Below are 25596 nucleotides of genomic sequence, written 5' to 3' on the forward strand. Positions count from 1 at the left end.
GGTGATTGCTCGCTGATAACAACAACAAACAAGGATCGGGATCGTCATGCGCCATACCACCGTTCTATCCGCAATTTTTGGCACCAGCCTGCTGGCTGTGGCCACGATGGGCCAAGCCGCCGACAAGAAGAGCCTGGTGTTCTGCTCTGAAGGCAGCCCGGCCGGGTTTGACACCGCGCAATACACCACCGCCACCGATAACGATGCGGCCGAGCCGCTGTATAACCGCTTGGTCGAGTTCGAAAAGGGCGCGACCAACGTGGTGCCTGGGCTGGCAACCAAGTGGGATATTTCCGAAGACGGCCTGACTTACACCTTCCACCTGCGCGAAGGCGTGAAGTTCCACAGCAACAAGGAGTTCAAGCCGACGCGCGACTTCAACGCCGACGACGTGCTGTTCACCTTCAACCGCATGCTTGACCCCGAGCACCCCTTTCGCAAGGCCTACCCTACCGAGTTCCCATACTTCAACGGGATGAGCCTGAACAAGAACATTGCCAAGGTCGAAAAAACCGACCCGCACACCGTGGTGATGACCCTGAACACAGTCGACGCTGCGTTCGTACAAAACATCGCCATGAGCTTTGCCTCGATTCTGTCGGCCGAATATGCCGAGCAGTTGCTTAAAGAAGGCAAACCCAGCGACATCAACCAGAAGCCGATCGGCACTGGCCCGTTTGTCTTCCAGCGCTACCAGAAAGACTCGCAGATTCGTTATGTGGGTAACAAACAGTACTGGGACCCGAGTCGGGTCAAGCTCGATCAGTTGATCTTCGCCATCAACACCGACGCCTCGGTGCGGGTGCAAAAGCTCAAGGCCGGTGAGTGCCAGATCACCCTGCACCCACGCCCGGCCGACGTCGACGCCCTCAAGGCCGACCCGAAACTGCAACTGCTGACCAAGCCAGGCTTCAACCTCGGCTACATCGCCTACAACGTGCGCCACAAACCTTTCGACCAGCTCGAAGTGCGCCAGGCGCTGGACATGGCGGTGAACAAACAAAGCATCCTGAATGCCGTGTACCAGGGCGCCGGCCAACTGGCGGTCAACGCCATGCCGCCGACCCAGTGGTCCTACGACGACACCATCAAAGACGCCGCCTACAACCCGGAAAAAGCCAAGGAACTGCTCAAGGCTGCCGGCGTGAAGGAAGGCACCGAGATCACCCTGTGGGCGATGCCGGTGCAACGGCCGTACAACCCCAACGCCAAGTTGATGGCCGAGATGCTGCAAAGCGACTGGGCCAAGATCGGCCTCAAGGTCAAGATCGTCAGCTATGAGTGGGGCGAATACATCAAGCGCACCAAAAACGGTGAGCACGATATCAGCCTGATCGGTTGGACCGGCGACAACGGTGACCCGGACAACTGGCTGGGCACTCTTTACAGCTGCGACGCCATCGGCGGGAACAACTACTCCATGTGGTGTGACCCGGCGTACGACACGCTGGTCAAGCAAGCCAAGGTCGTCACCGACCGCGAACAAAGGACTGTTCTGTACAAACAGGCGCAGCAACTGCTCAAACAGCAGGTGCCAATCACGCCAGTCGCCCACTCGACGGTCAACCAGCCGTTAAGCGCCAAAGTCGAAGGGTTCAAAGTCAGCCCCTTCGGCCGCAACGTGTTCTCGGGCGTCAGTATCACCCCATAAGAAAATAACCGGATTGCAGGGAGCGACGTTGGCTCCCAGGCAAACGTGCAGCCTTTTGTTGGGAAATTTCCTACGGCAAACGTTTGCAAGGCTTGAACGAGTTACACACCCAATAGCCGGTTCACCTAAAAAAGACCGGCATTAAAAAGAGAACCAAAGGAGCTTCACCCATGAAACTGAGCAGCAAAGCGCTTCTGGCCCTGGCCATCAGCAGCATCACGGCAACCGCCTTCGCTGAACCCGCCAGCCAGGAATTCGTTCCTACCACACTGGCTGGCACTAGCGCCCAAAGCGAGGCCAAAGGCTTTATCGACGGTCAAAGCCTGGGCGGTACTACCCGTAACTGGTTCTCCAGCGAGCGTAAATTCCGTGGCCAGCGCTTCTCTTATAAGAAGCACGGCGTGACAGAAACCGACGCCAACCGGACGAACTGGCTGCAAGGCACCATCCTTAACTACTCCTCGGGCTTCACCCAAGGCACCGTGGGCGTGGCGACCGAAGTGGCGGCTTACAACGTTGTGGCCCTGGACCGCAGCAAGCGTGACATCAAGGGCGGTTCCAACCGTACCCTGGCTGACTCCGACGGCGATGCCGTAGGCCAGTGGAGCAAACTGGGCCTGGCCAACGTCAAGTTCCGTGTCTCGAACACCACCTTGACCGCCGGTCGCCAGAACTTCAGCAGCGGCATCGTCGACACCATCGGTAACCGTGCACTGCCTTCGAGCTTTGAAGGTGTGTCGTTCGACAGCCAGGAACTCAGCAACCTGTCGTTCCAGGGCGGTATTTTTGACCGCGTTTCGCCACGTACCGAACAGAGCCTGTCGAAATTCCGCTCCGAGTACGGCAATGGCCAGGAAACCGACAAGGTCAAAACCCTGGGCTTCAACTACCAGCCGTTCAAAAGCCTGAAAACCAGCGTTTTTGCCGCTAACGTCGAAGACTTCTGGAACCAGTACTACTTCGGCGCTACCCACGAACTGGGTGATGCCCAGACTCTGGCACTGACCACCGGCTTGAACTACTACAAAACCACCGACACCGGCAGCAAGAAGATGGGCAAAATCGACAACGACACTTACTCGTTGTCTCTGGGCCTGACTCACCAAGCCCACAGCCTGACCTTCTCCTACCAGGCCGTGAACGGTAACGAGTACTTCGACTACCTGCACGAAACCAACGGCATCTACCTGGCCAACTCCCTGACGTCCGACTTTAACGGACCGAACGAGAAGTCCTTCCAAGTTGCCTACGGCCTGAACATGGCTGAATACGGCGTGCCAGGCCTGAAGTTCAACGTTTACTCGGCTCGCGGCTGGGGTATCGACGGTACTCACTACACCGGCACCGCCTACGGCGAAGCGGGTGTAGCTCGCAGCGACCTGCGCCTGATGAACGGTGAGACTCACCAGGAATACGGCATCGGCACCTCTTACGCGATCCAGAGCGGCGCACTCAAGGCCACCACCATCCGTGGCACCTACGTCACTCACCGTGCCAGCGCCCAACAGGCTGACGGCAACATCCGTGAGTTCCGCTTGGTCACCACCATCCCGTTCAACATTCTTTAATTAGCGCCAGGTAGACAGCGGGCTCATCACGAGCCCGCTGTCTACGCTTGTCTGGTTCAATCGATTGCAGAGGGCCCTGAATGAAAATGCTCCCGCTACAAGCTGCCATTGCCGCTGCGCTGTTGAGCGTTGCGATCGGCGTTTCAGCCAAACCGCTGGTGGTCTGCACCGAAGCCAGCCCGGAAGGTTTTGACCCGGTTCTGTACACCACCGCAGTAACCGCCGACGCCGCCGCTGAAACCATGTTCAACCGCCTGGTGGACTTCAAGCCCGGCACCACCGAAGTTGTACCGGCACTGGCCAAGGCCCTGCCCGAGATCAGCGCTGATGGCCTGACCTACACCTTCCACCTGCGTGACGATGTAAAGTTCCACACCACCGACTACTTCAAACCCACGCGCAACATGAACGCCGACGACGTGCTTTGGAGCTTCCAGCGCCAGCTGGACCCGAACCACCCGTGGCACAACAAGTCCGTCGTGGGCTACCCATACTTTGAAAGCATGGGCTTCAAGGAGCTGCTCAAGAGCGTAACGAAGACCGACGACCACACCGTTGTCTTCACACTGACCCGTCCTGAAGCACCGTTCCTGGCCGACCTGGCCATGGCGTTTTCCTCGATCCATTCCGCCGAATACGCCGACCAGTTGCTCAAGTCCGGCAAGACCGATGACCTGAACGCCAAGCCAATCGGCACCGGCCCGTTCATCTTCACCCGCTACGCCAAAGACGCCCAAGTGCGTTTCAAGGCCAACCCGGATTACTTCCGTGGCAAGCCGCCAGCTGACCCGCTGATTTTGGCGATCACCACCGACAACAACGTGCGCCTGCAAAAGCTCAAGGCCAACGAATGCCAGATCGCGCTGTATCCGAAACCGGATGACGTGCCGAGCATGAAAGCCGACCCGAACCTGAAAGTGGCCGAACTGGCGGCGATGACCACTGCCTACACCGCGCTGAACACGACGCACAAGTACATGAGCGACGCGCGCGTGCGCCATGCGATCAACATTGCGTTCGACAAAAAAGGCTACAACGAATCCCTGTATGGCAAAGGCAACGCCATCGACGCCACTGGCCCGTATCCACCGACGCTGCTGGGTTTCAGCGACAAGCTGAAGAACCCGCCACGTGACCTGGATAAAGCCCGCGCCCTGCTCAAGGAAGCCGGCGTACCGGAAGGCACCGAGTTCACCCTCTTCACCCGTAACGGCGGCGGCCCGACCAACCCTAACCCGATGCTCGGCGCCCAGCGCATGCAGGCGGATCTGGCTCAGATTGGCCTGAAGGTCAACATCAGAGTCATGGAATGGGGCGAAATGCTCAAGCGCGCAAAAAACGGCGAGCACGACATGGTTTCCGCCGGCTGGGCTGGGGATAACGGTGACCCGGATAACTTCCTCACGCCAAACCTGAGTTGCGATGCAGCCAAAAACGGCGAAAACTACGCCCGCTGGTGTAACAAAGAGTTTCAAGACTTGATTGATAAGGCACGCGCTATCGAGGAACCCTCGAAACGGGCTGCACTCTACGAACAAGCCATGGACGTTTTCGGCAAGGACCAACCCTGGATTCCCATGGCTTACCCGAAAATGTTCACCGCCATGCGCAAAAACGTCGAAGGCTTTACCCAAAGCCCTCTGACCACCAATAACTTCGCCACCACCCAGGTGAAGTAATAAGAGAAGACGCTCGGCACCGTCGACATTGACGGTGCCGAACCTGCCTAACCGGCTGATTGAGGTACACAACAAGATGTTTAGTTTTATTGCCCGCCGATTGGGGTTATTGATCCCCACGTTTTTCGGCATCACGTTGCTGACGTTTGCGTTGATTCGCATGATCCCCGGCGACCCCGTCGAAGTCATGATGGGCGAACGACGAGTCGACCCCGAGATGCACGCACAGGCAATGGAACGCCTCGGCCTTAACAAGCCGCTGTACGCGCAATATTTTGACTACGTAGGCAAGCTCGCCCACGGCGACCTCGGCGAATCCCTGCGCACCCGCACCAGCGTGTGGACCGAATTCACCGCCCTCTTCCCGGCGACCCTGGAACTGTCCATGGCCGCCCTGTTGTTCGCCGGTATCCTAGGCCTGTTGGCCGGGGTGATCGCGGCCTTGAAACGAGGATCCCTGTTCGACCATGGGGTGATGGGCATCTCCCTCGCGGGATATTCGATGCCGATCTTTTGGTGGGGCCTGATCCTGATCATGTTCTTCTCGGTGAGCCTGGGCTGGACCCCGGTTTCCGGGCGCATCGACCTGCTCTACGACATCGAGCCGCGCACCGGCTTCATGCTGATCGACACCTTGCTGGCTGACGAGCCGGACGCTTTCTGGGATGCCCTGCACCACCTGATCCTGCCGGCCATCGTGCTCGGCACCATCCCGCTGGCGGTGATTGCGCGCATGACCCGTTCGTCGATGCTCGAAGTACTGCGCGAAGACTACATCCGCACCGCCAAGGCCAAAGGCCTGTCGCCGGCACGCGTGGTATTCGTGCACGGCCTGCGTAACGCGCTGATCCCGGTACTGACCGTAGTCGGCCTGCAAGTCGGCACCCTGCTGGCCGGTGCGGTTTTGACCGAAACCATCTTCTCGTGGCCTGGCATCGGCAAATGGCTGATCGAAGCCATTGGCGCGCGGGACTACCCGGTGGTGCAAAACGGCATCCTGTTGATCGCCTGCCTGGTGATCCTGGTGAACTTCGTGGTGGATATCCTCTACGGCTTCGCTAACCCACGCATCCGTCACCAGCGCTGAGATCATGACCATGACCACACCTACTCAAGTGTCAGCAGTCGATCAAAGCCTGCTGTATCCGTCCCCGTACAAAGAATTCTGGCAAGCCTTTTCCAAGAACAAAGGCGCAGTTGCTGGCCTGCTGTTCATGTTGCTGATCGTGTTCTGCGCGATCTTCGCCCCGTGGGTTGCGCCGCATAACCCGAGCGAGCAATACCGCGACTTCCTGCTCACCCCACCGGTCTGGCTGGAAGGCGGGCAGATGCAGTTCCTGCTCGGCACCGATGAACTGGGCCGTGACCTGCTCTCGCGCCTGATCCAAGGCTCGCGCCTGTCACTGCTGATCGGTTTGTCGTCGGTAGTGATGTCGCTGATTCCGGGCATCCTGCTGGGTCTGTTCGCCGGGTTCTTCCCGCGCATGCTTGGCCCAACCATCATGCGCTTGATGGACATCATGCTGGCCCTGCCGTCGCTGCTGCTGGCTGTTGCCATTGTCGCGATCCTCGGCCCTGGCCTGATCAACACCGTCATCGCCATCGCCATCGTGTCGTTGCCATCCTATGTGCGTCTGACCCGTGCTGCAGTGATGGGCGAGCTGAACCGCGACTACGTGACGGCCGCCCGCCTCGCCGGCGCCGGCCTGCCACGCCTGATGTTCATCACCGTGCTGCCTAACTGCATGGCGCCGCTGATTGTGCAGGCCACCTTGAGCTTCTCGTCGGCGATTCTCGATGCCGCGGCCCTGGGCTTCCTCGGCCTTGGCGTACAACCGCCAACCCCTGAGTGGGGCACCATGCTGGCTTCGGCCCGTGACTACATCGAACGCGCCTGGTGGGTGGTGAGCTTGCCTGGTTTGACCATTTTGCTCAGCGTGCTGGCAATCAACTTGATGGGTGACGGCCTGCGCGATGCGCTGGACCCGAAACTCAAGAACGCCGCCTGAGGAGATTCCCATGTCACTGTTAGAAATCAAGAATCTCAACGTGCGCTTCGGCGACAAGACCGCCGTGCCGGTGGTCGATGGCCTCGACATTTGCGTCGACAAAGGCGAAGTACTGGCGATCGTTGGCGAGTCGGGCTCGGGTAAATCCGTGACCATGATGGCGCTGATGGGCCTGATCGAGCACCCCGGCATCGTCACCGCCGACGCCCTGAACTTTGACGGCAAGGACATGCTCAAGCTGAGCAACCGCCAACGCCGCCAAATCGTCGGCAAAGACTTGGCGATGGTGTTCCAGGACCCGATGACCGCGCTGAACCCCAGCTACACCGTGGGTTTCCAGATTGAAGAAGTGCTGCGCCTGCACCTGAAAATGTCCGGCAAGCAAGCACGCAAACGCGCGATCGAACTGCTCGAAAAGGTTGAAATCCCAGGCGCCGCCAGCCGTATGGACGCCTACCCGCACCAGCTGTCCGGCGGTATGAGCCAGCGTGTGGCAATCGCCATGGCAATTGCCGGCGAGCCGAAACTGCTGATCGCCGACGAACCGACCACGGCCTTGGACGTGACCATCCAGGCGCAGATCATGGAACTGCTGCTGACCCTGCAGAAAGAGCAGAACATGGGCCTGGTGCTGATCACCCACGACTTGGCCGTGGTAGCCGAAACCGCCCAGCGCGTGTGCGTGATGTACGCCGGTCAAGCCGTGGAAGTCGGCCAGGTGCCGCAGTTGTTCGACATTCCGGCGCACCCGTACAGCGAAGCGCTGCCCAAGGCGATCCCTGAGCACAGCCTGGGCGCCTCGCGCCTGGCCACGCTGCCGGGTATCGTGCCCGGCCGTTATGACCGCCCGCAGGGTTGCCTGCTGTCGCCGCGTTGCCCGTATGTGCAGGAATCCTGCCGAGCCCAGCGGCCTGGCCTTGACCCGAAAAGCAACAGCCTTGCGCGCTGCTTCTACCCCTTGAACCAGGAGGTGGCGTAATGGCCGTCGTTCTTACCGCCCGCGACCTGACCCGTCACTACGAAGTGTCCCGTGGCCTGTTCAAGGGCCATGCCCTGGTACGCGCACTTAATGGTGTGTCGTTCGAACTGGAAGCTGGCAAAACCCTCGCCGTAGTAGGCGAGTCGGGATGCGGTAAATCCACTCTGGCGCGTGCACTGACACTGATTGAAGAGCCGTCGTCAGGCTCGCTGAAAATCGCCGGCCAGGAAGTTGCCGGCGCCGATAAGGCCCAGCGCAAGCAACTGCGCAAAGACGTGCAGATGGTGTTCCAGAGCCCGTACGCCTCGTTGAACCCACGCCAGAAAGTTGGCGACCAACTGGGCGAACCGCTGTTGATCAACACCAACCTGTCGGCGGCCGAACGCCGCGAGAAAGTGCAGGCAATGATGAAGCAAGTGGGCCTGCGCCCTGAGCATTATCAGCGCTACCCGCACATGTTCTCCGGTGGCCAGCGCCAGCGCATCGCACTGGCCCGCGCCATGATGCTGCAACCTAAAGTGCTGGTGGCGGATGAGCCTACATCGGCACTCGACGTATCGATCCAGGCCCAGGTGCTTAACCTGTTCATGGACCTGCAGCAGGAATTCAACACCGCCTACGTGTTCATCTCCCACAACCTGGCGGTGGTGCAACACGTCGCCGATGACGTGATGGTGATGTACCTCGGCCGCCCGGTGGAAGTCGGTCCCAAGGAAGACATCTACGCACGCCCTCTGCACCCCTACACCCAGGCGCTGCTGTCGGCCACCCCGACCATCCACCCGGACCCGAACAAGCCGAAGATCAAGATCGTCGGCGAATTGCCTAACCCGCTGAACCCGCCGCCGGGTTGCGCCTTCCACAAGCGCTGCCCGTATGCGACAGCGCGTTGCAGCAGCGAGGAGCCGCAGTTGCGTGCGCTGGATAACCGCCAAGTGGCTTGCCACTACGCGGAGCAGTTTGTGGCCTGAGCCTGCAACAAAAGTGCCCCGGCAGTTCAATCCGGGGCACTGCTTGAGTTCTACAGCCCTTCCCATCAGGTTGCGCATCAGCCTGGCGGGAGGGGCTTTCTTTTTGGGCGCTCACCAACAGTTTTCTATTGCTAACACCCGTTAGGTATTCGAAAGCAATCTAACAAACTGTCAGTTCTCACAGTAGCCCCCTCAGGCCTTTTACTTTGTCATGAGCTCACCTCTTTTACCCAACGGACGGGTCATCGCTCATGACAACTTTCACTGTTTTTTTCTGCGGCACCGGCTCAACAAAGTTCGATGATTGGAACGCAAATTACTGGAACGGCGAGTTGATTTCCACGCTGGCGCAAAACACGCAAAGTGTCAGTAAAGAGTTCGCCGAATGGATCGTTATCGACGGCCCAGGCAGCGGAAACTTGCAGGCCGATGAGATGTTCGCGGAGTCTGGCAATTACCTTCAGTTAAAAGGCGCGGCCCTGGGTTCCGGCTGGGAAGAAAATGTGGCTCACGCGATTAACATCATGAAGGGCACGTTCACCTGGCAGCGCGAAAAACTGACCGAGGAAAATTACACTCAACTGCAAAAAGCCGGCATCCCGATTGAAGAAGTCAAAACCACGGGCAGTTGGTATTGGCGCACGTATGATTACGGTACGCGCAAAGTAACGCAGCAGCAGCTGCAAGAGCAGATCATCAAGACCTTCCGAAAAGACGGCATCATTCCCACCCACGTTAACCTGGTCGGCTGGAGCCGCGGCGGGATCAGCTGCCATATGCTGGCCAATGCGATGCTCAATGACAGCGCCTTGAAAAACGTGCCAGTCAATATCTTTGCTGTCGACCCAGTCCCGGGGCTCCTGAACTTCCAGGACAACCGGGTAAAACTCGGTAGCAACGTAAAAGAGTATGTCGCTTTTTACGCCAGAGATGAGCGATCGCTGGGCTTTGCCTGTGTGGTTCCCGAATGCGATAAAACCACTAAGGTTCATATCTATCCCATGCCAGGCCGCCACGCGACCTTAGTGGGCAATGCTGCCGCCAATGGCAACCAAGGCGCAAAGGTGTATGCAGAGCCGGGCCAGCTTGTTCGCCACTTTGCAGAAACGTGCCTGACGCGCTGGGGCGTTCGCTTGGAAAAGAAACTCAACCTCACGCCAGCGCAGATAAATGAACAGCTCGCAAAGATGAAAGATGACGTGGGTGGGTATGTGAAAATGCGCAGCACGGTGTACACCACCAGTACTCAAACTACAGGTGAGCGCAGCGTTACCAAAGGCAGCAAGGATATAAAATTTACGGCTGCCACCAGCAACGACTACAGCCCAGGACTGGGGCTTTCAATCGAACATATCCTGAGCAGCGATCACTTCACAGACATCAGCTGATAGGCATCGGGTTGCTGTCCGCCGCGTGCAGACAAAAAAATGCCCTGGTGCTTCAATCCAGGGCATTGCTCAAGCCCTACCGCTACTCACACTGGGATGCGCATCAGCCCGGCAGGCTGGGCTTTCTTTCACGGCGACTCAGGTATCGCTGTCACTTTCAGTGTCATCATCGTCTGGCGGAGCTTGCGGGTCATCGTCATCCTTCGCGCCGCCCTGATCTTCATCACCGGCCTGCGACTCGCTCTTGGCCAGTTGCAGCCCACCTGTCTGTACCGTCTTCGCTGCCACAAACCCTACCTGGCTGCCCTGCACCGGGTTATGCGCCCAGGCCGTCGACATCCCCAACGACAACAGCACCAGCACTTTTATCAACAGCACTACACGTTGAAAAATACTCATGGTCGATTTCCGTCCAGTCAGTAGATGAATCCGCACGACGCCGGTTTACCGTCGCCTGGCTAGAAGCTAGTCCCAATGCGGGGTTTGCGCCAGGCCTCAGGTGTCGCCGTCGTCGTAGGTTTCGCTGTCTTCACCTTCGTTGTAGGGGTTTTCTGCATCTTCCTTGGGCGCGGGCTGAGCCTGTGGTTGCCAACTGCCGGAGTTGACCTCGTTCTGCTTTTTCTTGGTGACTGGGCCGGTGTCTTTCCACTGGGGCGTGCCTGCATCCGCCAGCGCCGGCATGTGTGCCAACCCTATGGCCGCTAACAGCATCACGTGGATAGCGCGTTGAGTTATACGCACACGGGTCTCCTATTCCATCGATAAGTGGGTGACGTATTCGAAACGCTAGACCGGATGCACGGTTCTCGCCAATCCATCGCCAAGCGCAGATCAGAATTGGCCGCTCATGAAAACGGGCGAAGCACGGCCTTGTTCCGACGCCGTCGAGGACAATGTTCATGCTGAGTTCGAGAAGAAACACGCCCCTTGAAATAACTTACAGACCTCGCTCGACACGTCTGAAATTTGCAACATCACCGCACTGTATATTGCCCAACTTAAAGCAGGCGAATAGAGTTTTCACTTCTTCACTGGACACGGAAAACCTCACATGAAGTATCGCCCTATATCCCGCTCACTTAAAAAATTATTAAAGGACATCTACGAGGATAACGATGTCTCTCTGATTGAATTCAAAAAACTCCAAACAGAGTCGGATCGGCGCTGGGAGGGCGTGATTGAAAAATTTGGCAATGACAGCACACTTATCGCGTTTCAAAGCGCCATGGACGTCGCTCTGCATTTACTGTATCTCAGCGTAGATCATATTAAACACCAAGCGCCTAGTGACTTTAACGAAGCGGTGGTAAAGGATGCTGTGATTGCACAAATTGAAACGGCTCGCGCGGGCGCTGAACTGGCGCTCAAACAACTTCCCGCCGGGCCGAACTTCTTATAAATTTCACGGTCATTGGCAACCTGTTAAAAAGGGCGAAGCCATAAAGTCTTCGCCTTTTTTGTGCCGCTTTGACCTTCATAAGGCTCACGCCTCAGGGGGTTTGTGATGACGTCACCTATACCTCGACCCGGTAAAAAATCTTACGTAAAAAAGTCTTTAAAACATGGCACAGCAAGACAGTTCTGAAATTTGTAACCTTTCAATCGAACTTATTGCATCCCTCGAATATCCACCACTAAAGTCCCGGTACCAACCCATTGCCGAGCTTACCGAAATGAAGCGATTCCTTACTCTATTTGCACCCCTCTTCGTCTTGTTAAACATCACTGCCTGCGCAGGTCTCTACAACACGACGTACAATGATAACTGGGACTATTCCGAGCGAAATAAGGATGGGCAACTGTCAAGACAGGAATGGAGTATCTATATGGATGACCGCTACGTTAAAACAGCAACGGAACGGGGTTACGCCAACAAATCAGAATTTGATGACGCTGCCTTCAAGACGGCAGACAAAGACACCAACGGTTTTATCTCACGCCCCGAATATGACCAATTTGTCAGCGAGGCAACGACCAACAGTTACTTTCCAACTAAACGGTAGTCAGTCGAATGCTCGCCTGAGTCGTTTCATTATGAGTCGATGATACGCAACTCACCAAGAGCGGCCATACGAATCGTATGGCCCCTCTCATTTTTTAGTGATGCTCACGCGTCGCACGGAATTTCACATCCGGCCAGCGCTCTTCCATCAGCGCCAGGTTGACCCGGGTCGGGGCCAGGTAAGTCAGGTGACCGCCGCCGTCCACCGCAAGGTTTTCCACAGCCTTGTTGGAGAACTCTTCCAACTTCTTTTTATCGCTGCAATCGATCCAGCGCGCGGAGTACACGGTGATCGGCTCGTAGGAGCACTCGACCTTGTATTCCTCTTTCAAGCGGCTAGCGACCACGTCGAACTGCAGCACACCGACGGCGCCGAGGATGATGTCGTTGCTGCGCTCGGGGAAGAACACCTGGGTGGCGCCCTCTTCCGCCAGTTGCTGCAGGCCTTGGCGCAGTTGCTTGGACTTGAGCGGGTCACGCAGGCGTACGCGGCGGAACAGTTCCGGGGCGAAGTGCGGGATACCGGTAAAGCCCAGCACTTCGCCTTCGGTGAAGGTGTCACCGATCTGGATAGTGCCGTGGTTGTGCAAGCCGATGATGTCGCCCGCGTAGGCTTCTTCGAGCTGTTCACGCTCGGAGGAGAAGAAGGTCAGGGCGTCGCCGATGCGCACGTCCTTGCCGGTGCGCACATGGCGCATCTTCATGCCTTTTTCGTATTTGCCCGAGCAAATGCGCATGAAGGCGATACGGTCGCGGTGCTTGGGGTCCATGTTCGCCTGGATCTTGAACACAAAGCCGGTGAATTTCTCTTCGACCGGTTCCACGGTGCGCTCGTTGGCGACGCGAGCCAGAGGTTTGGGCGCCCAGTTCACGACGGCATCGAGCACGTGGTCGACACCGAAGTTGCCCAGTGCAGTACCGAAAAACACAGGCGTCAGCTGGCCGTCGAGGAACTCCTGCTGGTTGAACGCGTGGCAGGCGCCCTGCACCAGCTCCAACTGATCGACGAACCGGTCGTACTCGTCACCCAAGTGGGCGCGGGCTTCGTCGGAGTCGAGCTTCTCGATGATTTTCACATCGGTGCGCTCGTGACCGTGGCCGGCGGTGTAGACAATGATGTAGTCGTCGGCCAGGTGGTACACGCCCTTGAAGTCGCGATAGCAACCAATCGGCCAGGTGATCGGCGCGGCCTTGATCTTCAGGACCGCTTCGATTTCATCGAGCAACTCGACCGGGTCGCGGATGTCGCGGTCGAGTTTGTTGATGAAGCTGACGATCGGCGTGTCGCGCAGACGGCACACGTCCATCAGCGCAATGGTACGTGGCTCAACGCCTTTACCACCGTCGAGGACCATCAAGGCCGAGTCCACTGCCGTCAATGTGCGGTAGGTGTCTTCGGAGAAGTCTTCGTGGCCCGGCGTGTCGAGCAGGTTGACCATGTGGTCGCGGTACGGGAACTGCATGACCGACGTGGTAATGGAAATACCCCGTTGTTTTTCCATTTCCATCCAGTCGGAGGTGGCATGGCGGTCGGATTTGCGGGATTTCACCGTGCCGGCCACTGCGATTGCCTTGCCCATCAGCAGGAGCTTCTCGGTGATGGTGGTTTTACCGGCATCGGGGTGGGAAATAATGGCGAAAGTGCGGCGTTTCGCGACTTCGGCGGCCTGGTGGGTCATGGGAAATCGCCTGGCAGGTGAGTCAAAAAAGGGCGGCGAGTATAGCGCAAACCCCAGGCGCCGGACCACCGTTCAGCCCATTGGGGGTGGCTAAATGCTGCCAAGTGTGGAACCTTTTAAAAGGTAGAGACGTCCACTCCCCTGCTATCGCACTCGGAACAGGGGCTGAAAAATCAGCAAGTTAGCCTGACGAGGCTGCGCTCATGGTTCGAACTCATACCGCGTTGCCGGTATAGACGAACTGCTTTTCGCGACCCCATTCAGAGGCAGCCAGAAATGGCATGCCGCAGAGAATTGTGTTCGCCGACAGAAGAAAAAAAGGAGTCCGCCTGTGGCTATTCGCTATGGCAAAGGGCTGATAGGAGGCGTGATCGTCGTCACTCTCCTGGCCCTGCTGGTCCACTGGATCGGCATTAACACGATCGAACTGTACCGCGACGATTTGTTGTTTTACCTGCAAGCACACCTGATCCTCGTTCTTGTCTCCATGCTGGCTGCCCTCGTTGTAGGGATCCCCGCCGGTATCCTGCTCAGCCGACCGAACATGGTCGGGCGCGCAGAACGCTTCATGCAGATCTTCAACATCGGCAACACCGTCCCTCCCCTGGCCGTACTGGCCATCGCCCTCGGCGTCCTCGGCATCGGCAGCGGCCCGGCGATCTTCGCGCTATTCCTCGCCTCCTTGCTGCCCATCGTGCGCAACACCTACGAAGGCCTGAAAAACGTGCAAGGCTCCCTCAAAGAAGCCGCCACCGGCATCGGCATGACGCCGCGCCAGGTGCTGTTTCGCGTGGAACTGCCAAACGCCGTGCCGATCATTATCGGCGGTGTGCGCGTGGCCCTGGCGATCAACGTCGGCACCGCACCGCTGGCCTTCCTGATTGGTGCCAACAGCCTGGGCAGCCTGATCTTCCCCGGCATCGCCCTGAACAACCATCCGCAACTGCTGCTCGGTGCGGCATGTACCGCGTTGCTGGCATTGCTGCTCGACGGCCTGGTGACCATGGCCAGCCGCCTCTGGCTGGAACGCGGGTTGCGTGCGTCTTAAGGCTTGGCCCCGTCTTAGGCCTGAAAGAGGAACCAACATGAAGAAACTGACGTTGATATTGAGCTGCGTCCTGCTGCTGGCAGGTATTGCGCAAGCCGCTGAAAAACCGGTGATCCGCATCGGTGCCCGAGTGTTCACCGAACAGACTTTGCTCGCCGAAATCACGGCCCAGTACCTGCGCACCAAAGGCTATGACACCCGCGTGACCGGCGGTCTGGGTAGTAACCTGGCGCGCAGCGCCCAAGAAAGCGGGCAACTGGATATGCTCTGGGAATACACCGGGGTGTCGCTGGTGAATTACAACCATGTGGACGAGAAACTCAGCAGCGAAGAGTCCTACGCACGGGTAAAAGAACTCGATGCAAAACGAGGCCTTGCCTGGCTGTCGCCGTCGAAATTCAGCAACACCTACGCGTTGGCGCTGCCAGAGAACGTGGCCAAGGAATTCCCGCAGATCAACAACATCAGCGACCTGACCCACGCCCTGGCCCAAACAAACAAAGGCACGCGCCTGGTGGCCCTGGACACCGAATTCGCCAACCGTTCCGACGGTATGGACGGCATGGTCAAGCTGTACGACATGAACCTGACCCGCAAAAACACACGCCAGATGGACGCCGGCCTGGTCTATACCGCGCTACGTAATGGCCAGGTATTTGCCGGTTTGGTTTACACCACCGACGGTCGCCTAAGTGCCTTCAAATTGAAGCTGCTGGAAGACGACAAACATTACTTCCCGGACTACACCGCCGCCCCCGTGGTGCGCCAGGCCTACCTCGATGCTCACCCGCAACTGGCGGCTGACCTCAAGCCGTTGGCCGCGCTGTTCGACGATGAAACCATGCGTCAATTGAATGCGCGAGTCGACGTCGACCATGAAAGTCCGTCCGCTGTCGCCGCAGACTTCCTGCGCCAACATCCGCTCAACTGATTAGAGGAGAAGACATGGAATTCCTGAACGCCTTTTCCCATCTTGATTGGGCACTCGTCCTGCACCTGACCTGGCAGCACATCACCTTGGTCGGTATTGCCGTGATCCTGGCGATTGTCGTCGGCGTGCCCCTTGGCGTGCTAATGACCCGCTTCCCGACCCTGGCCGGCCCGCTGCAAGCCAGCGCCACGGTATTGCTGACCGTGCCATCCATCGCCCTGTTCGGCCTGCTGCTGCCGTTCTACTCCAAGTTCGGCCAGGGCCTGGGGCCGATGCCAGCGATTACTGCGGTGTTCCTCTACTCCCTGCTGCCGATCATGCGTAACACCTACCTGGCCCTGACCGGCGTGGAACCGGGCATTCGCGAAGCCGCCAAAGGCATCGGCATGACCTTCGGCCAGCGCCTGCGCATGGTCGAGTTGCCCATCGCCGTGCCGGTGATCCTCGCTGGCGTGCGTACCGCCGTGGTGATGAACATCGGCGTGATGACCATCGCCGCCACCATCGGCGCCGGTGGCCTGGGTGTACTTATTCTGGCTTCCATCAGCCGCAGCGACATGTCGATGCTGATCGTTGGCGCCGTACTGGTCAGTCTTCTGGCCATCTTCGCCGACCTGCTTCTGCAATGGCTGCAACGCTCGCTGACTCCAAAAGGACTGCTCAAATGATCGAACTTCAAAACCTGACCAAGACTTTTCAAAGCAACGGCAAAACAATCTCTGCCGTGAACGACGTGAGCCTGACTGTCAATGAAGGCGAAATTTGCGTATTCCTCGGCCCGTCGGGCTGCGGCAAGAGCACCACGCTGAAAATGATCAACCGCCTGATCAAGCCCACCTCGGGCAAGATCCTGATCAACGGCGAAGACACCACCGACCTCGACGAAGTGACCCTGCGTCGCAACATCGGCTACGTGATCCAGCAAATCGGCCTGTTCCCGAACATGACCATCGAGGAAAACATCGTGGTCGTGCCCAAGCTGCTCGGTTGGGACAAACAGAAATGCCACGACCGCGCCCGCGAGTTGATGAGCATGATCAAGCTGGAACCCAAGCAGTACCTGCATCGCTACCCGCGTGAACTGTCGGGTGGTCAGCAACAGCGGATCGGCGTGATCCGCGCGCTGGCGGCCGATGCGCCGCTGCTGTTGATGGACGAACCGTTCGGCGCGGTCGACCCGATCAACCGCGAGATGATCCAGAACGAGTTCTTCGAGATGCAACGCGCGTTGAAAAAGACCGTGATCATGGTCAGCCACGACATCGACGAAGCGATCAAGCTGGGCGACAAGATTGCGATCTTCCGCGCCGGCAAGCTGCTGCAGATCGACCACCCGGACACCCTGCTGGCGCATCCGGCTGACGAGTTCGTGAGCAATTTCGTCGGCCAGGACAGCACCCTCAAGCGCCTGCTGCTGGTAAAAGCCGAAGATGCGGCGGATAACGCGCCGTCGGTAAGCCCGCAAACCCCGGTGGCCGAGGCGCTGGAACTGATGGACGAAACTGACCGCCGCTATGTGGTCGTCACCTGCGCCGAAAACAAGGCACTGGGTTATGTACGACGTCGCGATCTGCACCGTCAGACCGGTACCTGCGGCCAGTACTTGCGCGAGTTCAACGCCACCGCGGCGTATGACGAGCATTTGCGCATCCTGTTGTCGCGCATGTACGAGTTCAACCGTTCGTGGTTGCCGGTGATGGATGCGGAGCGGGTGTTCCTGGGTGAGGTGACGCAGGAGTCGATTGCTGAGTACCTCAGTTCCGGTAAGTCGCGTGGCGGTAAGACCAGCATTGTTTCGCCTGCCGAGACAGCGTTGGCCTGATAGACCGCTATCGCGGGCAAGCCCGGCTCCCACAGGGAAATGCATTCCAACAGATGAATGCAATTCAAATGTGGGAGTTGGCTTGCCTGCGATGAAGGCACCGCAAATCCTCCTGATTTACCCCATCCGGGGAACATCAATCCGTCACACCTGTCGGTTACATAAGTAGCTGCACAAGGTCGCGCGACGAACGCGTGCAAAAACGCGACATTTTTAGTTGATCCCACGCCCATCAAGCCCTAAAGTTCGCGCCGAACGTCCATGCTGGAAACGATCCATCCGGCTCAAGTACTGACGACGAGACAGCAAGGCCAAGGGAAGCGGTTACGCCCATGGCCTTTTTGCTTTCGGCGACATGCCTTGGGAAGTAGGCGAACCAAAGTGGGGATACGGAGGACGTTCATTTGCACCCATTGATCAATTTAGTTTGCCCTTAGGAGTCTCCCAGCATGTCGATCAACGTCGAAGACTATTTCGCGCGCGCCACCTTTGACAAAATGAAGGCGTTCGCCGACAAGCAAGAAACCCCGTTCGTGGTGATCGACACCGCGATGATCAGCCAGGCCTACGATGACCTGCGCGCCGGTTTCGAATTCGCCAAAGTCTATTACGCCGTCAAGGCCAACCCGGCTGTCGAGATCATCGACCTGTTGAAAGACAAGGGCTCGAGCTTCGACATCGCCTCGATCTACGAGCTGGACAAGGTCATGGACCGTGGCGTCAGCGCCGACCGTATCAGCTACGGCAACACCATCAAGAAATCCAAGGACATCCGCTACTTCTTTGATAAAGGCGTGCGCCTGTTCTCCACCGACTCCGAAGCCGACCTGCGCAACATCGCCAAGGCCGCGCCGGGCTCGAAAGTCTACGTGCGTATCCTCACCGAAGGCTCGACCACGGCTGACTGGCCGCTGTCGCGTAAATTCGGCTGCCAGACCGACATGGCCATGGACCTGCTGATCCTCGCCCGTGACCTGGGCCTGGTGCCGTACGGCATCTCGTTCCACGTCGGCTCGCAACAGCGCGATATCAGCGTGTGGGACGCGGCGATCGCCAAGGTCAAAGTGATCTTCGAGCGCCTCAAAGAAGAAGACGGCATCCACCTCAAGCTGATCAACATGGGCGGCGGCTTCCCGGCCAACTACATCACCCGCACCAACAGCCTGGAAACCTACGCCGAAGAAATCATCCGCTTCCTCAAGGAAGATTTCGGCGACGACCTGCCGGAAATCATCCTGGAACCGGGCCGTTCGTTGATCGCCAACGCCGGCATCCTGGTCAGCGAAGTAGTATTGGTTGCACGTAAATCGCGTACCGCCGTCGAGCGTTGGGTGTACACGGATGTGGGCAAGTTCTCCGGCCTGATCGAAACCATGGACGAAGCCATCAAGTTCCCGATCTGGACCGAGAAGAAAGGCGAGATGGAAGAAGTCGTGATCGCCGGCCCTACCTGTGACAGCGCCGATATCATGTACGAAAACTACAAGTACGGCCTGCCGCTGAACCTGGCGATTGGTGACCGGATGTACTGGTTGTCGACCGGCGCGTACACCACCAGCTACAGCGCGGTTGAGTTCAATGGCTTTCCGCCGTTGAAGTCTTACTACGTGTAAGCCAGCCGCACACAAAAAACCCATGACATGTCATGGGTTTTTTTATGGCTCAGGAAAAGGCCACGGCACGTCGCGGGTAGACATGGGCCAGCCGGTGCCCTTCGGGCAAGTGCAGGTTGCGCTTGGTGTTGACGGACGGGGGCCCGGCAGTGATTTCACCGTCGGCCCACTTGGTATTTTCCAGCGTTTGGCAAAGGCGCAGCGCTTTTGCGCGCAAAACAGAATATTTCTCGTTAAGCCACGGCATAATGCGCGCCGTGACCTATCTATCCAGCTCAGCGAGGCCGTCAGACGTGTTGAAGAAAACCCTGTTCCAGTTGCACTGGTTCTTCGGCATTACGGCCGGGCTGGTGCTGGCGTTGATGGGGATCACCGGGGCGACGGTCTCGTTCCAGGATGAAATTCTGCGGGCGCTCAACCCGACGGTACTGCACGTCGAAAAACGCGAAGCCGGCGTACTGCCGCCTGCCGAGCTGGTGCGCAAGCTTGAGGCCACCGAAGGCAAGACCGTGTCGATGCTGTGGGTGGAAAGCGAAAGCGCCAACGCTGCGCGGGTGATCTTCAGCGCACCGCCCGGCGAGCGTCGTGGCCAAATACGCTACTTCGACCCCTACACGGGCGACTACATGGGCGACGCGGTCGGCCAGGATTTCTTCGTTTTTGTGCTGCAACTGCACCGTTTCCTGGCCATGGGCGACACCGGCCGGCAAATCACTGGCGCGTGTACGCTGATCCTGGTGTTTTTCTGCCTTTCCGGCCTGTACCTGCGCTGGCCGCGCCAGGTGGCGAGCTGGCGCGCCTGGCTGACAGTGGACTGGCGCAAAAAGGGTCGCAGCTTCAACTGGGATTTGCACTCGGTGTTCGGCACCTGGTGCCTGCTGTTTTATCTGTTGGCCGCGCTGACCGGCCTGTATTGGTCCTACGATTGGTACAACCAGGGCCTGACCAAACTGCTTTCCGATGCCCCTCAAAATGAACGCATGCGCAAGCGCGGGCCGGCGCCAGAAGGCCCCGCGCCGGTGGCCAATTACGACGCTATCTGGAGCAGTATCTACGCCAACGCCGGCCCCGGCTTAAGCGCCTACAACATCCGCATGCCGGCCGTCGCCGGGCAACCGGCCATTGTTTATTACCGGCTCAAATCATCGCCTCACGACCGCGCGCTGAACCAGATCAACCTCGACCCATCCACCGGCGAGGTCAACGCCCATGACAGGTACGCCAGCAAGACCCTCAAGTCGCAATTGCTGACCAGTATTTACGCACTGCATACCGGCAGTTATTTCGGCCTGGTGGGCCGCATCATTCTCACCCTCAGCGCGTTGTGCATGCCGCTGTTCTTTATTACCGGCTGGCTGCTGTACCTCGACCGTCGCCGCAAGAAACGCCACGTGCGCGACGCACGCAAAGGCCTCGGCGCCAACCCTGGCGATGCCTCGGCCTGGTTGATCGGTTTTGCCAGCCAGAGTGGCTTCGCCGAGCAGCTTGCATGGCAGACGGCTGGGCAATTGCAGGCCGCCGGCCTGCCGGTGAAGGTGCAACCCTTGGGCAATGTCAGCCCGGACGACCTGCGCCAGGCAGACAATGCGCTGTTTGTAGTCAGCACCTTCGGCGACGGCGAAGCCCCTGACAGCGCCCGTGGTTTTGAGCGCAGCGTGCTCGGCCAGGACCTGGCGCTTAAAGGTCTTAATTACTCGGTGCTGGCTCTGGGTGATCGTCAGTACGAACACTTCTGCGGTTTTGCCCGGCGTCTGCATTTCTGGCTGACTCACCAAGGCGGCAACCCGCTGTTCGCGCCGGTGGAAGTCGACAGTGGTGACGCCGACGCCTTGCTCACCTGGCAACAGCAACTGAGCCAACTCACGGGTCACGCACCTGCAGCGGCATGGCAGACCGCCCAGTACGAAAACTGGACACTCACCCAACGTACCCTGCTCAATCGTGACAGCGTCGGCGCGAACATTTACCTGCTGGGCCTCACACCGCCGTCACCACAAAGCTGGCTGGCAGGTGACCTGGTGGAAGTACTGCCGCGCAATGGCCCATGCGCCATCGAACACTTCCTCGAAGGCCTGGGCCTGGCCGGCAACGACAGCGTGCTGATCGACGGCCTGGCGCAAACCCTCAACCAAGCCCTGGCGACACGCCAACTGCCGGACAACCGTGCGCACCTGGTCGGCCTGCACGCTCAGGCGCTGGTGAGCGCATTGGTGCCGCTGGGCCTGCGCGAATACTCCATCGCCTCGATTGCCAGCGACGGCGTAGTGGAGCTGATCGTACGCCAGGAACGGCACCCTGACGGTCGCCTGGGCCTGGGCTCGGGCTGGCTGACCGAACACGCTGCCATCGGCTCAAGCATTAGCCTGCGCCTGCGTCGCAACAGTGGTTTCCATTTGCCGGAGGCGCCAGTGCCGCTGATTCTGCTGGGCAACGGCACGGGCCTTGCCGGCTTGCGCAGCTTGCTCAAGGCTCGCATTGCCGATGGCCAGCAACGCAACTGGCTGCTGTTCGGCGAACGCAATATCGCCCATGACTACTTGTGCCAGGACGAGCTGCAAGGCTGGTTGGCCAGCGGTGATCTGGCCTTGCTGGACCTGGCGTTTTCCCGTGATCAGGACGAGAAGATCTACGTGCAAGACCGTCTACGCGAATCGGCGGACGTGCTGCGCCGATGGCTGGCAGACGGCGCCGCGATTTATGTCTGCGGCAGTTTGCAGGGCATGGCGACTGGCGTGGATCAGGTGCTGCACGAGGTGCTCGGCAGCGAGACCGTGGAGCGCTTGATCGAGCAAGGGCGCTATCGTCGGGATGTGTATTGAGCCCCTGAAGGAACATAGATCAAATAGGGGAGGAGGCTTGCTCCCTCCCACATTTGATTGCAGGTCAAATCAGACCGGTTGCAGCTTCTGCTCGAACACTGAGACCCCATCCAGATCCCGCAGGATGACGGTCAGCTCCGCCGTCTGCCCATCAATCTGCACTTCGCCAAAAAACTGAAACCCGGCAAACGGTGAGGTGTTTTGCGCAGGCGGCGCCTTCTCGAAAACCACCTCAGGCCCAAACGTCTTGTCCAGTGCGTTCGGCCCAAAACTCCCCGCATTCAAAGGCCCGGCAACAAACTCCCAGAACGGCTCAAAATCCTGAAACGCCGCACGGTCCGGGTGGTAGTGATGCGCCGCGCAGTAATGCACATCCGCCGTCAGCCACACATGATTGCGCACCTGCTGCGCGCGCAAAAACCCTAACAGCTCGGCGATTTCCAGCTCGCGGCCTTGCGCCGGGCCAGGGTCGCCGTTGGCAATGGCTTCCCAGCGCGGCACGCCGGGGCTGACCTCGCCGTCGGGCACGCCAAGGCCGATAGGCATGTCGGCGGCGATGACTTTCCACTGTGCCTGAGAGGCCTTGAGTTCGCGCTTGAGCCAATCCAACTGCTCACGGCCCATAAAAGGTTTTTCGCCGCCCAGGTTATCGTCGTTGGGGCCACGGTAGCTGCGCATATCCAGCACAAACACATCCAACAACGGGCCATAGCTGAGCTTGCGGTAGATACGCCCGCCGCCATCGACGCTTTGTCGACGCATCGGTGAATATTCAAGCCAAGCCTGACGTGCGCGGCCGACCAAGGTGTTGATGTCTTTGGTCTGATAACGCTCATCCAATTGCTTGCTCGGCGACCAGTTATTCACCACCTCGTGGTCATCCCACTGCCAGATCTGCGGCACCTCGGCGTTGAAACGGCGCACATTTTCATCGAGCAGGTTGTAGCGATAATTGCCGCGATATTCATCCAGGGTTTCGGCGACTTTGCTCTTGGCTTCGGTGGTGATGTTGCGCCAGATGCGACCGCCCTCAACGGTCAGTTGCGCCGGCACCGGGCCGTCGGCGTAGATGGTGTCGCCACTGTGAATAAAGAAGTCCGGCAGGCGCAGGCGCATGGCTTCGTAGATGCGCATGCCGCCGATGTCCGGGTTGATGCCGAAACCCTGGCCGACGGTGTCGCCACTCCATACAAAACGGATATCGCGGCGCTGTTGCGGCACGCTGCGCAAGTGACCGAACCACGGCTCGCTGGCGACGCCGGTCTGGGCGTCTTCAAAGTGCACGCGATAGAAAATCGCCTGATCGAGCGGCAGCCCGGTGAGTTCGACGCGGGCGGTAAAATCGGTACGGCTGTCTGCCAGTGGCGAGATGAATGTGCGCGGGTTGCTGAACACACTGCGAGTGTCCCACGCCACCACCATCTTCGCCGGGCGGTCGCTGCGACTCCAGATCATCGCACGGTCGCCGAGCAAGTCACCGGACTGCACACCGTCGGTGAGTTGCGGCCGGTCTTTGACCGACGCAATGACCGCAGGCGCCAGCCCCGGCAGCAACAGACCGGCGCCGACGGCTTGCATCACACGGCGACGGCCGAGATCGAAGTGGCTCATGCAGGTGCCCTCTTACCTATCAAAAGGGACACTTAACCACGCGGGGATGAAGCACAGATGACACTGCGCTATCCGGAGCAAGCCCCTCGCACATGCTGAATCGCATCAGGCCTTGGCTGAGGCAACCGCCAGCTCCACCGCTTCCGGGCGTTTGATCAGCGCATAGACCAAACCGGTCAACAGGCTGCCGGCGACAATCGCCAGCAGATACAGCAGCGCATGGTTCATCGCATTCGGAATCACCAACACAAACAGACCGCCATGGGGCGCGGCAAGTTTGCAGCCGAAGTACATCGACAATGCGCCGGTCAACGCGCCACCGGCGATGCTGGCCGGGATCACGCGCAACGGGTCTTTGGCGGCAAATGGAATCGCGCCCTCAGAGATAAAGCACAGGCCCAGAATCATCGCGGCCTTGCCGGCTTCGCGTTCAGTCTGGGCAAACTTGCGCCGTGCCAGGAACGTGGCGATGCCCATGCCAATCGGCGGCACCATACCGGCGGCCATGGTCGCCGCCATAGGGGCGCCACTGGATGCCGCCAGCAAGCCGACCGAAAACGCATACGCCGCCTTGTTGATGGGCCCGCCGAGGTCGACGCACATCATGCCGCCCAACAAGATACCCAGCAGCACCGCGTTGGTGGTGCCCATGGTGCTGAGGAAGTCGGTCAGGCTGGTGAGCAGCCGCGCGACCGGCGGCCCAACCAGGTAAATCATCGCAAGGCCGGTAAACAAGCTCGCCAACAATGGAATGATCAGGATCGGCTTAAGCGCTTCCAGGCTCTGCGGCAATTTCACTGCGCGGGTAATCAGCTTGACGCAATAACCGGCGAGGAAACCGGCGAGGATACCGCCGATAAAACCGGCCCCCAACGTACCCGCCAGCAAACCGCCGATCATGCCGGGCGCAAGGCCCGGACGGTCGGCAATCGAGTAGGCGATGTAGCCCGCCAGCAACGGCACCATCAACATAAAGGCCTGGTCGCCAACGGTTTTGAGGGCTGCCGCCAAGGTGCCTTTTTCTTCGAACGCATGAATACCGAACACAAACGACAAAGCGATCAACAAACCGCCCGCCACCACCATCGGCAACATGAACGACACGCCGGTGAGCAGGTGTTTGTACACGCCGGTTTTTTCCGTTTTCTTTGCTACCGCGCCACTCGCGGCACTTTCCACCGCGCCCTCGGCCAAGGCCTTGTTGAGGGTCGCTTCGGCTTGCTTGAGGGCAATGCCGGTGCCGCAACGGTAGATCTTCTTGCCGGCGAAGCGCTCGGTGGCGACTTCAATATCAGCCGCCAGCAACACCACGTCGGCATTGGCGATGGCCTCCGGGCTCAGTGGCGTGCGCGCGCCGACCGAGCCTTGGGTCTCGACCTGTAAGTCATAGCCCAAACGCTTGGCGGTTTGCTGCAGGGCTTCGGCGGCCATAAACGTGTGAGCAACGCCCGTCGGGCAGGCGGTGATCGCCACGATACGCGGCGCGTTTTTTATCGGTTGCGCAGTCGCCACATAGACGGCCGCCTCTTCGGCGCCACGGCGCAATATCGCCTCGACGTCCGCCAGCGCCTGCGCCGGCGTGCTCTGGAACACGCGCTTGCCGACAAAGCGCTGCATGTCCACCGGCGTGCTGCTGACCAGCAACACCCATTCGGCGTCATCAAGCGTGGCCTGGGACAACTGGCGCTCCGGGCGCTGCACGTCCACCACTTCCACGCTGGTGCTCCAGCCTTGGCGTTGCGCAGCAGCGTCCAACAAGCGGGCGCACAGCACACTGGTGACCATGCCATTCGGGCAGGCAGTAACAATGGCTAACTTCATCACAA

At 59.0% G+C, this 25596-nt stretch carries 22 protein-coding genes; 16 read left to right on the plus strand and 6 right to left on the minus strand.

The window, feature by feature from the left end; genetic code table 11:
* Window positions 1-106 precede the first annotated feature (106 nt).
* The 8 genes from E0F99_RS06565 (at window position 107) to E0F99_RS06600 (ending at window position 10245) form a co-directional block, all read left to right on the plus strand.
* On the plus strand, window positions 107-1651 hold the full coding sequence (locus E0F99_RS06565; protein ID WP_408003454.1) for an ABC transporter substrate-binding protein: 1545 nt from the start codon (window positions 107-109) through the stop codon (window positions 1649-1651).
* A 170-nt stretch (window positions 1652-1821) separates the two neighbouring features.
* Entirely contained in the window at window positions 1822-3219 is a 1398-nt protein-coding gene (locus E0F99_RS06570) for an OprD family outer membrane porin (RefSeq protein ID WP_083360172.1), read from the plus strand.
* Window positions 3220-3299: 80 nt separating this feature from the next.
* Entirely contained in the window at window positions 3300-4898 is a 1599-nt protein-coding gene (locus E0F99_RS06575; protein WP_083360173.1) for an ABC transporter substrate-binding protein, read from the plus strand.
* Between the two features lie 76 nt (window positions 4899-4974).
* Window positions 4975-5985, plus strand: coding sequence for an ABC transporter permease subunit (locus E0F99_RS06580; RefSeq protein ID WP_056859204.1), 1011 nt, complete (start codon window positions 4975-4977; stop codon window positions 5983-5985).
* Window positions 5986-5995: 10 nt separating this feature from the next.
* A complete protein-coding gene (locus E0F99_RS06585) occupies window positions 5996-6907 on the plus strand; it encodes an ABC transporter permease subunit (RefSeq protein ID WP_083360174.1) in 912 nt (303 codons plus the stop codon).
* Window positions 6908-6917: 10 nt separating this feature from the next.
* The gene (locus tag E0F99_RS06590; RefSeq protein WP_130908732.1) at window positions 6918-7886 is read left to right on the plus strand and encodes an ABC transporter ATP-binding protein; all 969 of its coding nucleotides are present in this window, start codon (window positions 6918-6920) and stop codon (window positions 7884-7886) included.
* Entirely contained in the window at window positions 7886-8857 is a 972-nt protein-coding gene (locus E0F99_RS06595) for a peptide ABC transporter ATP-binding protein (protein ID WP_017138288.1), read from the plus strand. Before E0F99_RS06590 ends, E0F99_RS06595 begins: the two co-directional genes overlap by 1 nt.
* A gap of 251 nt (window positions 8858-9108) precedes the next feature.
* The gene (locus tag E0F99_RS06600) at window positions 9109-10245 is read left to right on the plus strand and encodes a hypothetical protein (protein WP_083360176.1); all 1137 of its coding nucleotides are present in this window, start codon (window positions 9109-9111) and stop codon (window positions 10243-10245) included.
* Between the two features lie 138 nt (window positions 10246-10383).
* On the opposite strand, the gene E0F99_RS06605 is transcribed toward E0F99_RS06600, so the two are convergent.
* Window positions 10384-10644, minus strand: coding sequence for a hypothetical protein (locus E0F99_RS06605; protein WP_083360177.1), 261 nt, complete (start codon window positions 10642-10644; stop codon window positions 10384-10386).
* Between the two features lie 96 nt (window positions 10645-10740).
* Entirely contained in the window at window positions 10741-10986 is a 246-nt protein-coding gene (locus E0F99_RS06610; protein WP_083360178.1) for a hypothetical protein, read from the minus strand.
* A 310-nt stretch (window positions 10987-11296) separates the two neighbouring features.
* On the opposite strand from E0F99_RS06610, the gene E0F99_RS06615 reads away from it, so the two are divergent.
* Together E0F99_RS06615 and E0F99_RS06620 are read left to right on the plus strand one after the other, a co-directional pair.
* Window positions 11297-11644 carry a hypothetical protein gene (locus E0F99_RS06615; RefSeq protein ID WP_083360179.1) on the plus strand — a complete coding sequence of 116 codons (348 nt, stop codon included), beginning with the start codon at window positions 11297-11299 and terminating at the stop codon, window positions 11642-11644.
* A 163-nt stretch (window positions 11645-11807) separates the two neighbouring features.
* Complete coding sequence (locus E0F99_RS06620) at window positions 11808-12248, plus strand: EF-hand domain-containing protein (protein WP_130908733.1); 441 nt, start codon at window positions 11808-11810, stop codon at window positions 12246-12248.
* 94 nt (window positions 12249-12342) lie between these two features.
* On the opposite strand, the gene E0F99_RS06625 is transcribed toward E0F99_RS06620, so the two are convergent.
* Entirely contained in the window at window positions 12343-13926 is a 1584-nt protein-coding gene (locus E0F99_RS06625) for a peptide chain release factor 3 (RefSeq protein WP_083360180.1), read from the minus strand.
* Window positions 13927-14257: 331 nt separating this feature from the next.
* On the opposite strand from E0F99_RS06625, the gene E0F99_RS06630 reads away from it, so the two are divergent.
* The 5 genes from E0F99_RS06630 to E0F99_RS06650 all read left to right on the plus strand — a co-directional run bounded on the left by E0F99_RS06630 (window position 14258) and on the right by E0F99_RS06650 (window position 19340).
* Window positions 14258-14974: an ABC transporter permease gene (locus tag E0F99_RS06630; RefSeq protein ID WP_083360181.1), complete on the plus strand. Its 717-nt coding sequence runs from the start codon at window positions 14258-14260 to the stop codon at window positions 14972-14974.
* A 37-nt stretch (window positions 14975-15011) separates the two neighbouring features.
* Window positions 15012-15905 carry a glycine betaine ABC transporter substrate-binding protein gene (locus E0F99_RS06635; protein WP_083360182.1) on the plus strand — a complete coding sequence of 298 codons (894 nt, stop codon included), beginning with the start codon at window positions 15012-15014 and terminating at the stop codon, window positions 15903-15905.
* 14 nt (window positions 15906-15919) lie between these two features.
* Window positions 15920-16573 carry an ABC transporter permease gene (locus E0F99_RS06640; protein ID WP_083360183.1) on the plus strand — a complete coding sequence of 218 codons (654 nt, stop codon included), beginning with the start codon at window positions 15920-15922 and terminating at the stop codon, window positions 16571-16573.
* Complete coding sequence (locus E0F99_RS06645; RefSeq protein WP_083360184.1) at window positions 16570-17727, plus strand: osmoprotectant ABC transporter ATP-binding protein OsmV; 1158 nt, start codon at window positions 16570-16572, stop codon at window positions 17725-17727. The genes E0F99_RS06640 and E0F99_RS06645 overlap by 4 nt, the downstream gene beginning before the upstream one ends.
* Before the next feature lie 449 nt (window positions 17728-18176).
* Window positions 18177-19340 (plus strand): type III PLP-dependent enzyme, encoded by a 1164-nt coding sequence (locus tag E0F99_RS06650; protein WP_083360185.1) that lies wholly within the window; start codon window positions 18177-18179, stop codon window positions 19338-19340.
* A 49-nt stretch (window positions 19341-19389) separates the two neighbouring features.
* On the opposite strand, the gene E0F99_RS06655 is transcribed toward E0F99_RS06650, so the two are convergent.
* Entirely contained in the window at window positions 19390-19587 is a 198-nt protein-coding gene (locus E0F99_RS06655; protein WP_083360186.1) for a hypothetical protein, read from the minus strand.
* A gap of 46 nt (window positions 19588-19633) precedes the next feature.
* Between E0F99_RS06655 and E0F99_RS06660 the strand changes: the two genes are divergently transcribed.
* Window positions 19634-22159, plus strand: coding sequence for a PepSY domain-containing protein (locus E0F99_RS06660; RefSeq protein ID WP_083360187.1), 2526 nt, complete (start codon window positions 19634-19636; stop codon window positions 22157-22159).
* A 69-nt stretch (window positions 22160-22228) separates the two neighbouring features.
* On the opposite strand, the gene E0F99_RS06665 is transcribed toward E0F99_RS06660, so the two are convergent.
* Both E0F99_RS06665 and E0F99_RS06670 read right to left on the minus strand, forming a co-directional pair.
* Window positions 22229-23770: an alkaline phosphatase D family protein gene (locus E0F99_RS06665; RefSeq protein WP_083360188.1), complete on the minus strand. Its 1542-nt coding sequence runs from the start codon at window positions 23768-23770 to the stop codon at window positions 22229-22231.
* A 105-nt stretch (window positions 23771-23875) separates the two neighbouring features.
* Entirely contained in the window at window positions 23876-25591 is a 1716-nt protein-coding gene (locus E0F99_RS06670; protein WP_083360189.1) for a PTS fructose-like transporter subunit IIB, read from the minus strand.
* Window positions 25592-25596 lie beyond the last annotated feature (5 nt).

The sequence above is a fragment of the Pseudomonas antarctica genome, from assembly GCF_900624995.1.
In the GTDB taxonomy this organism is placed as follows: Bacteria; Pseudomonadota; Gammaproteobacteria; order Pseudomonadales; family Pseudomonadaceae; genus Aquipseudomonas; species Aquipseudomonas antarctica.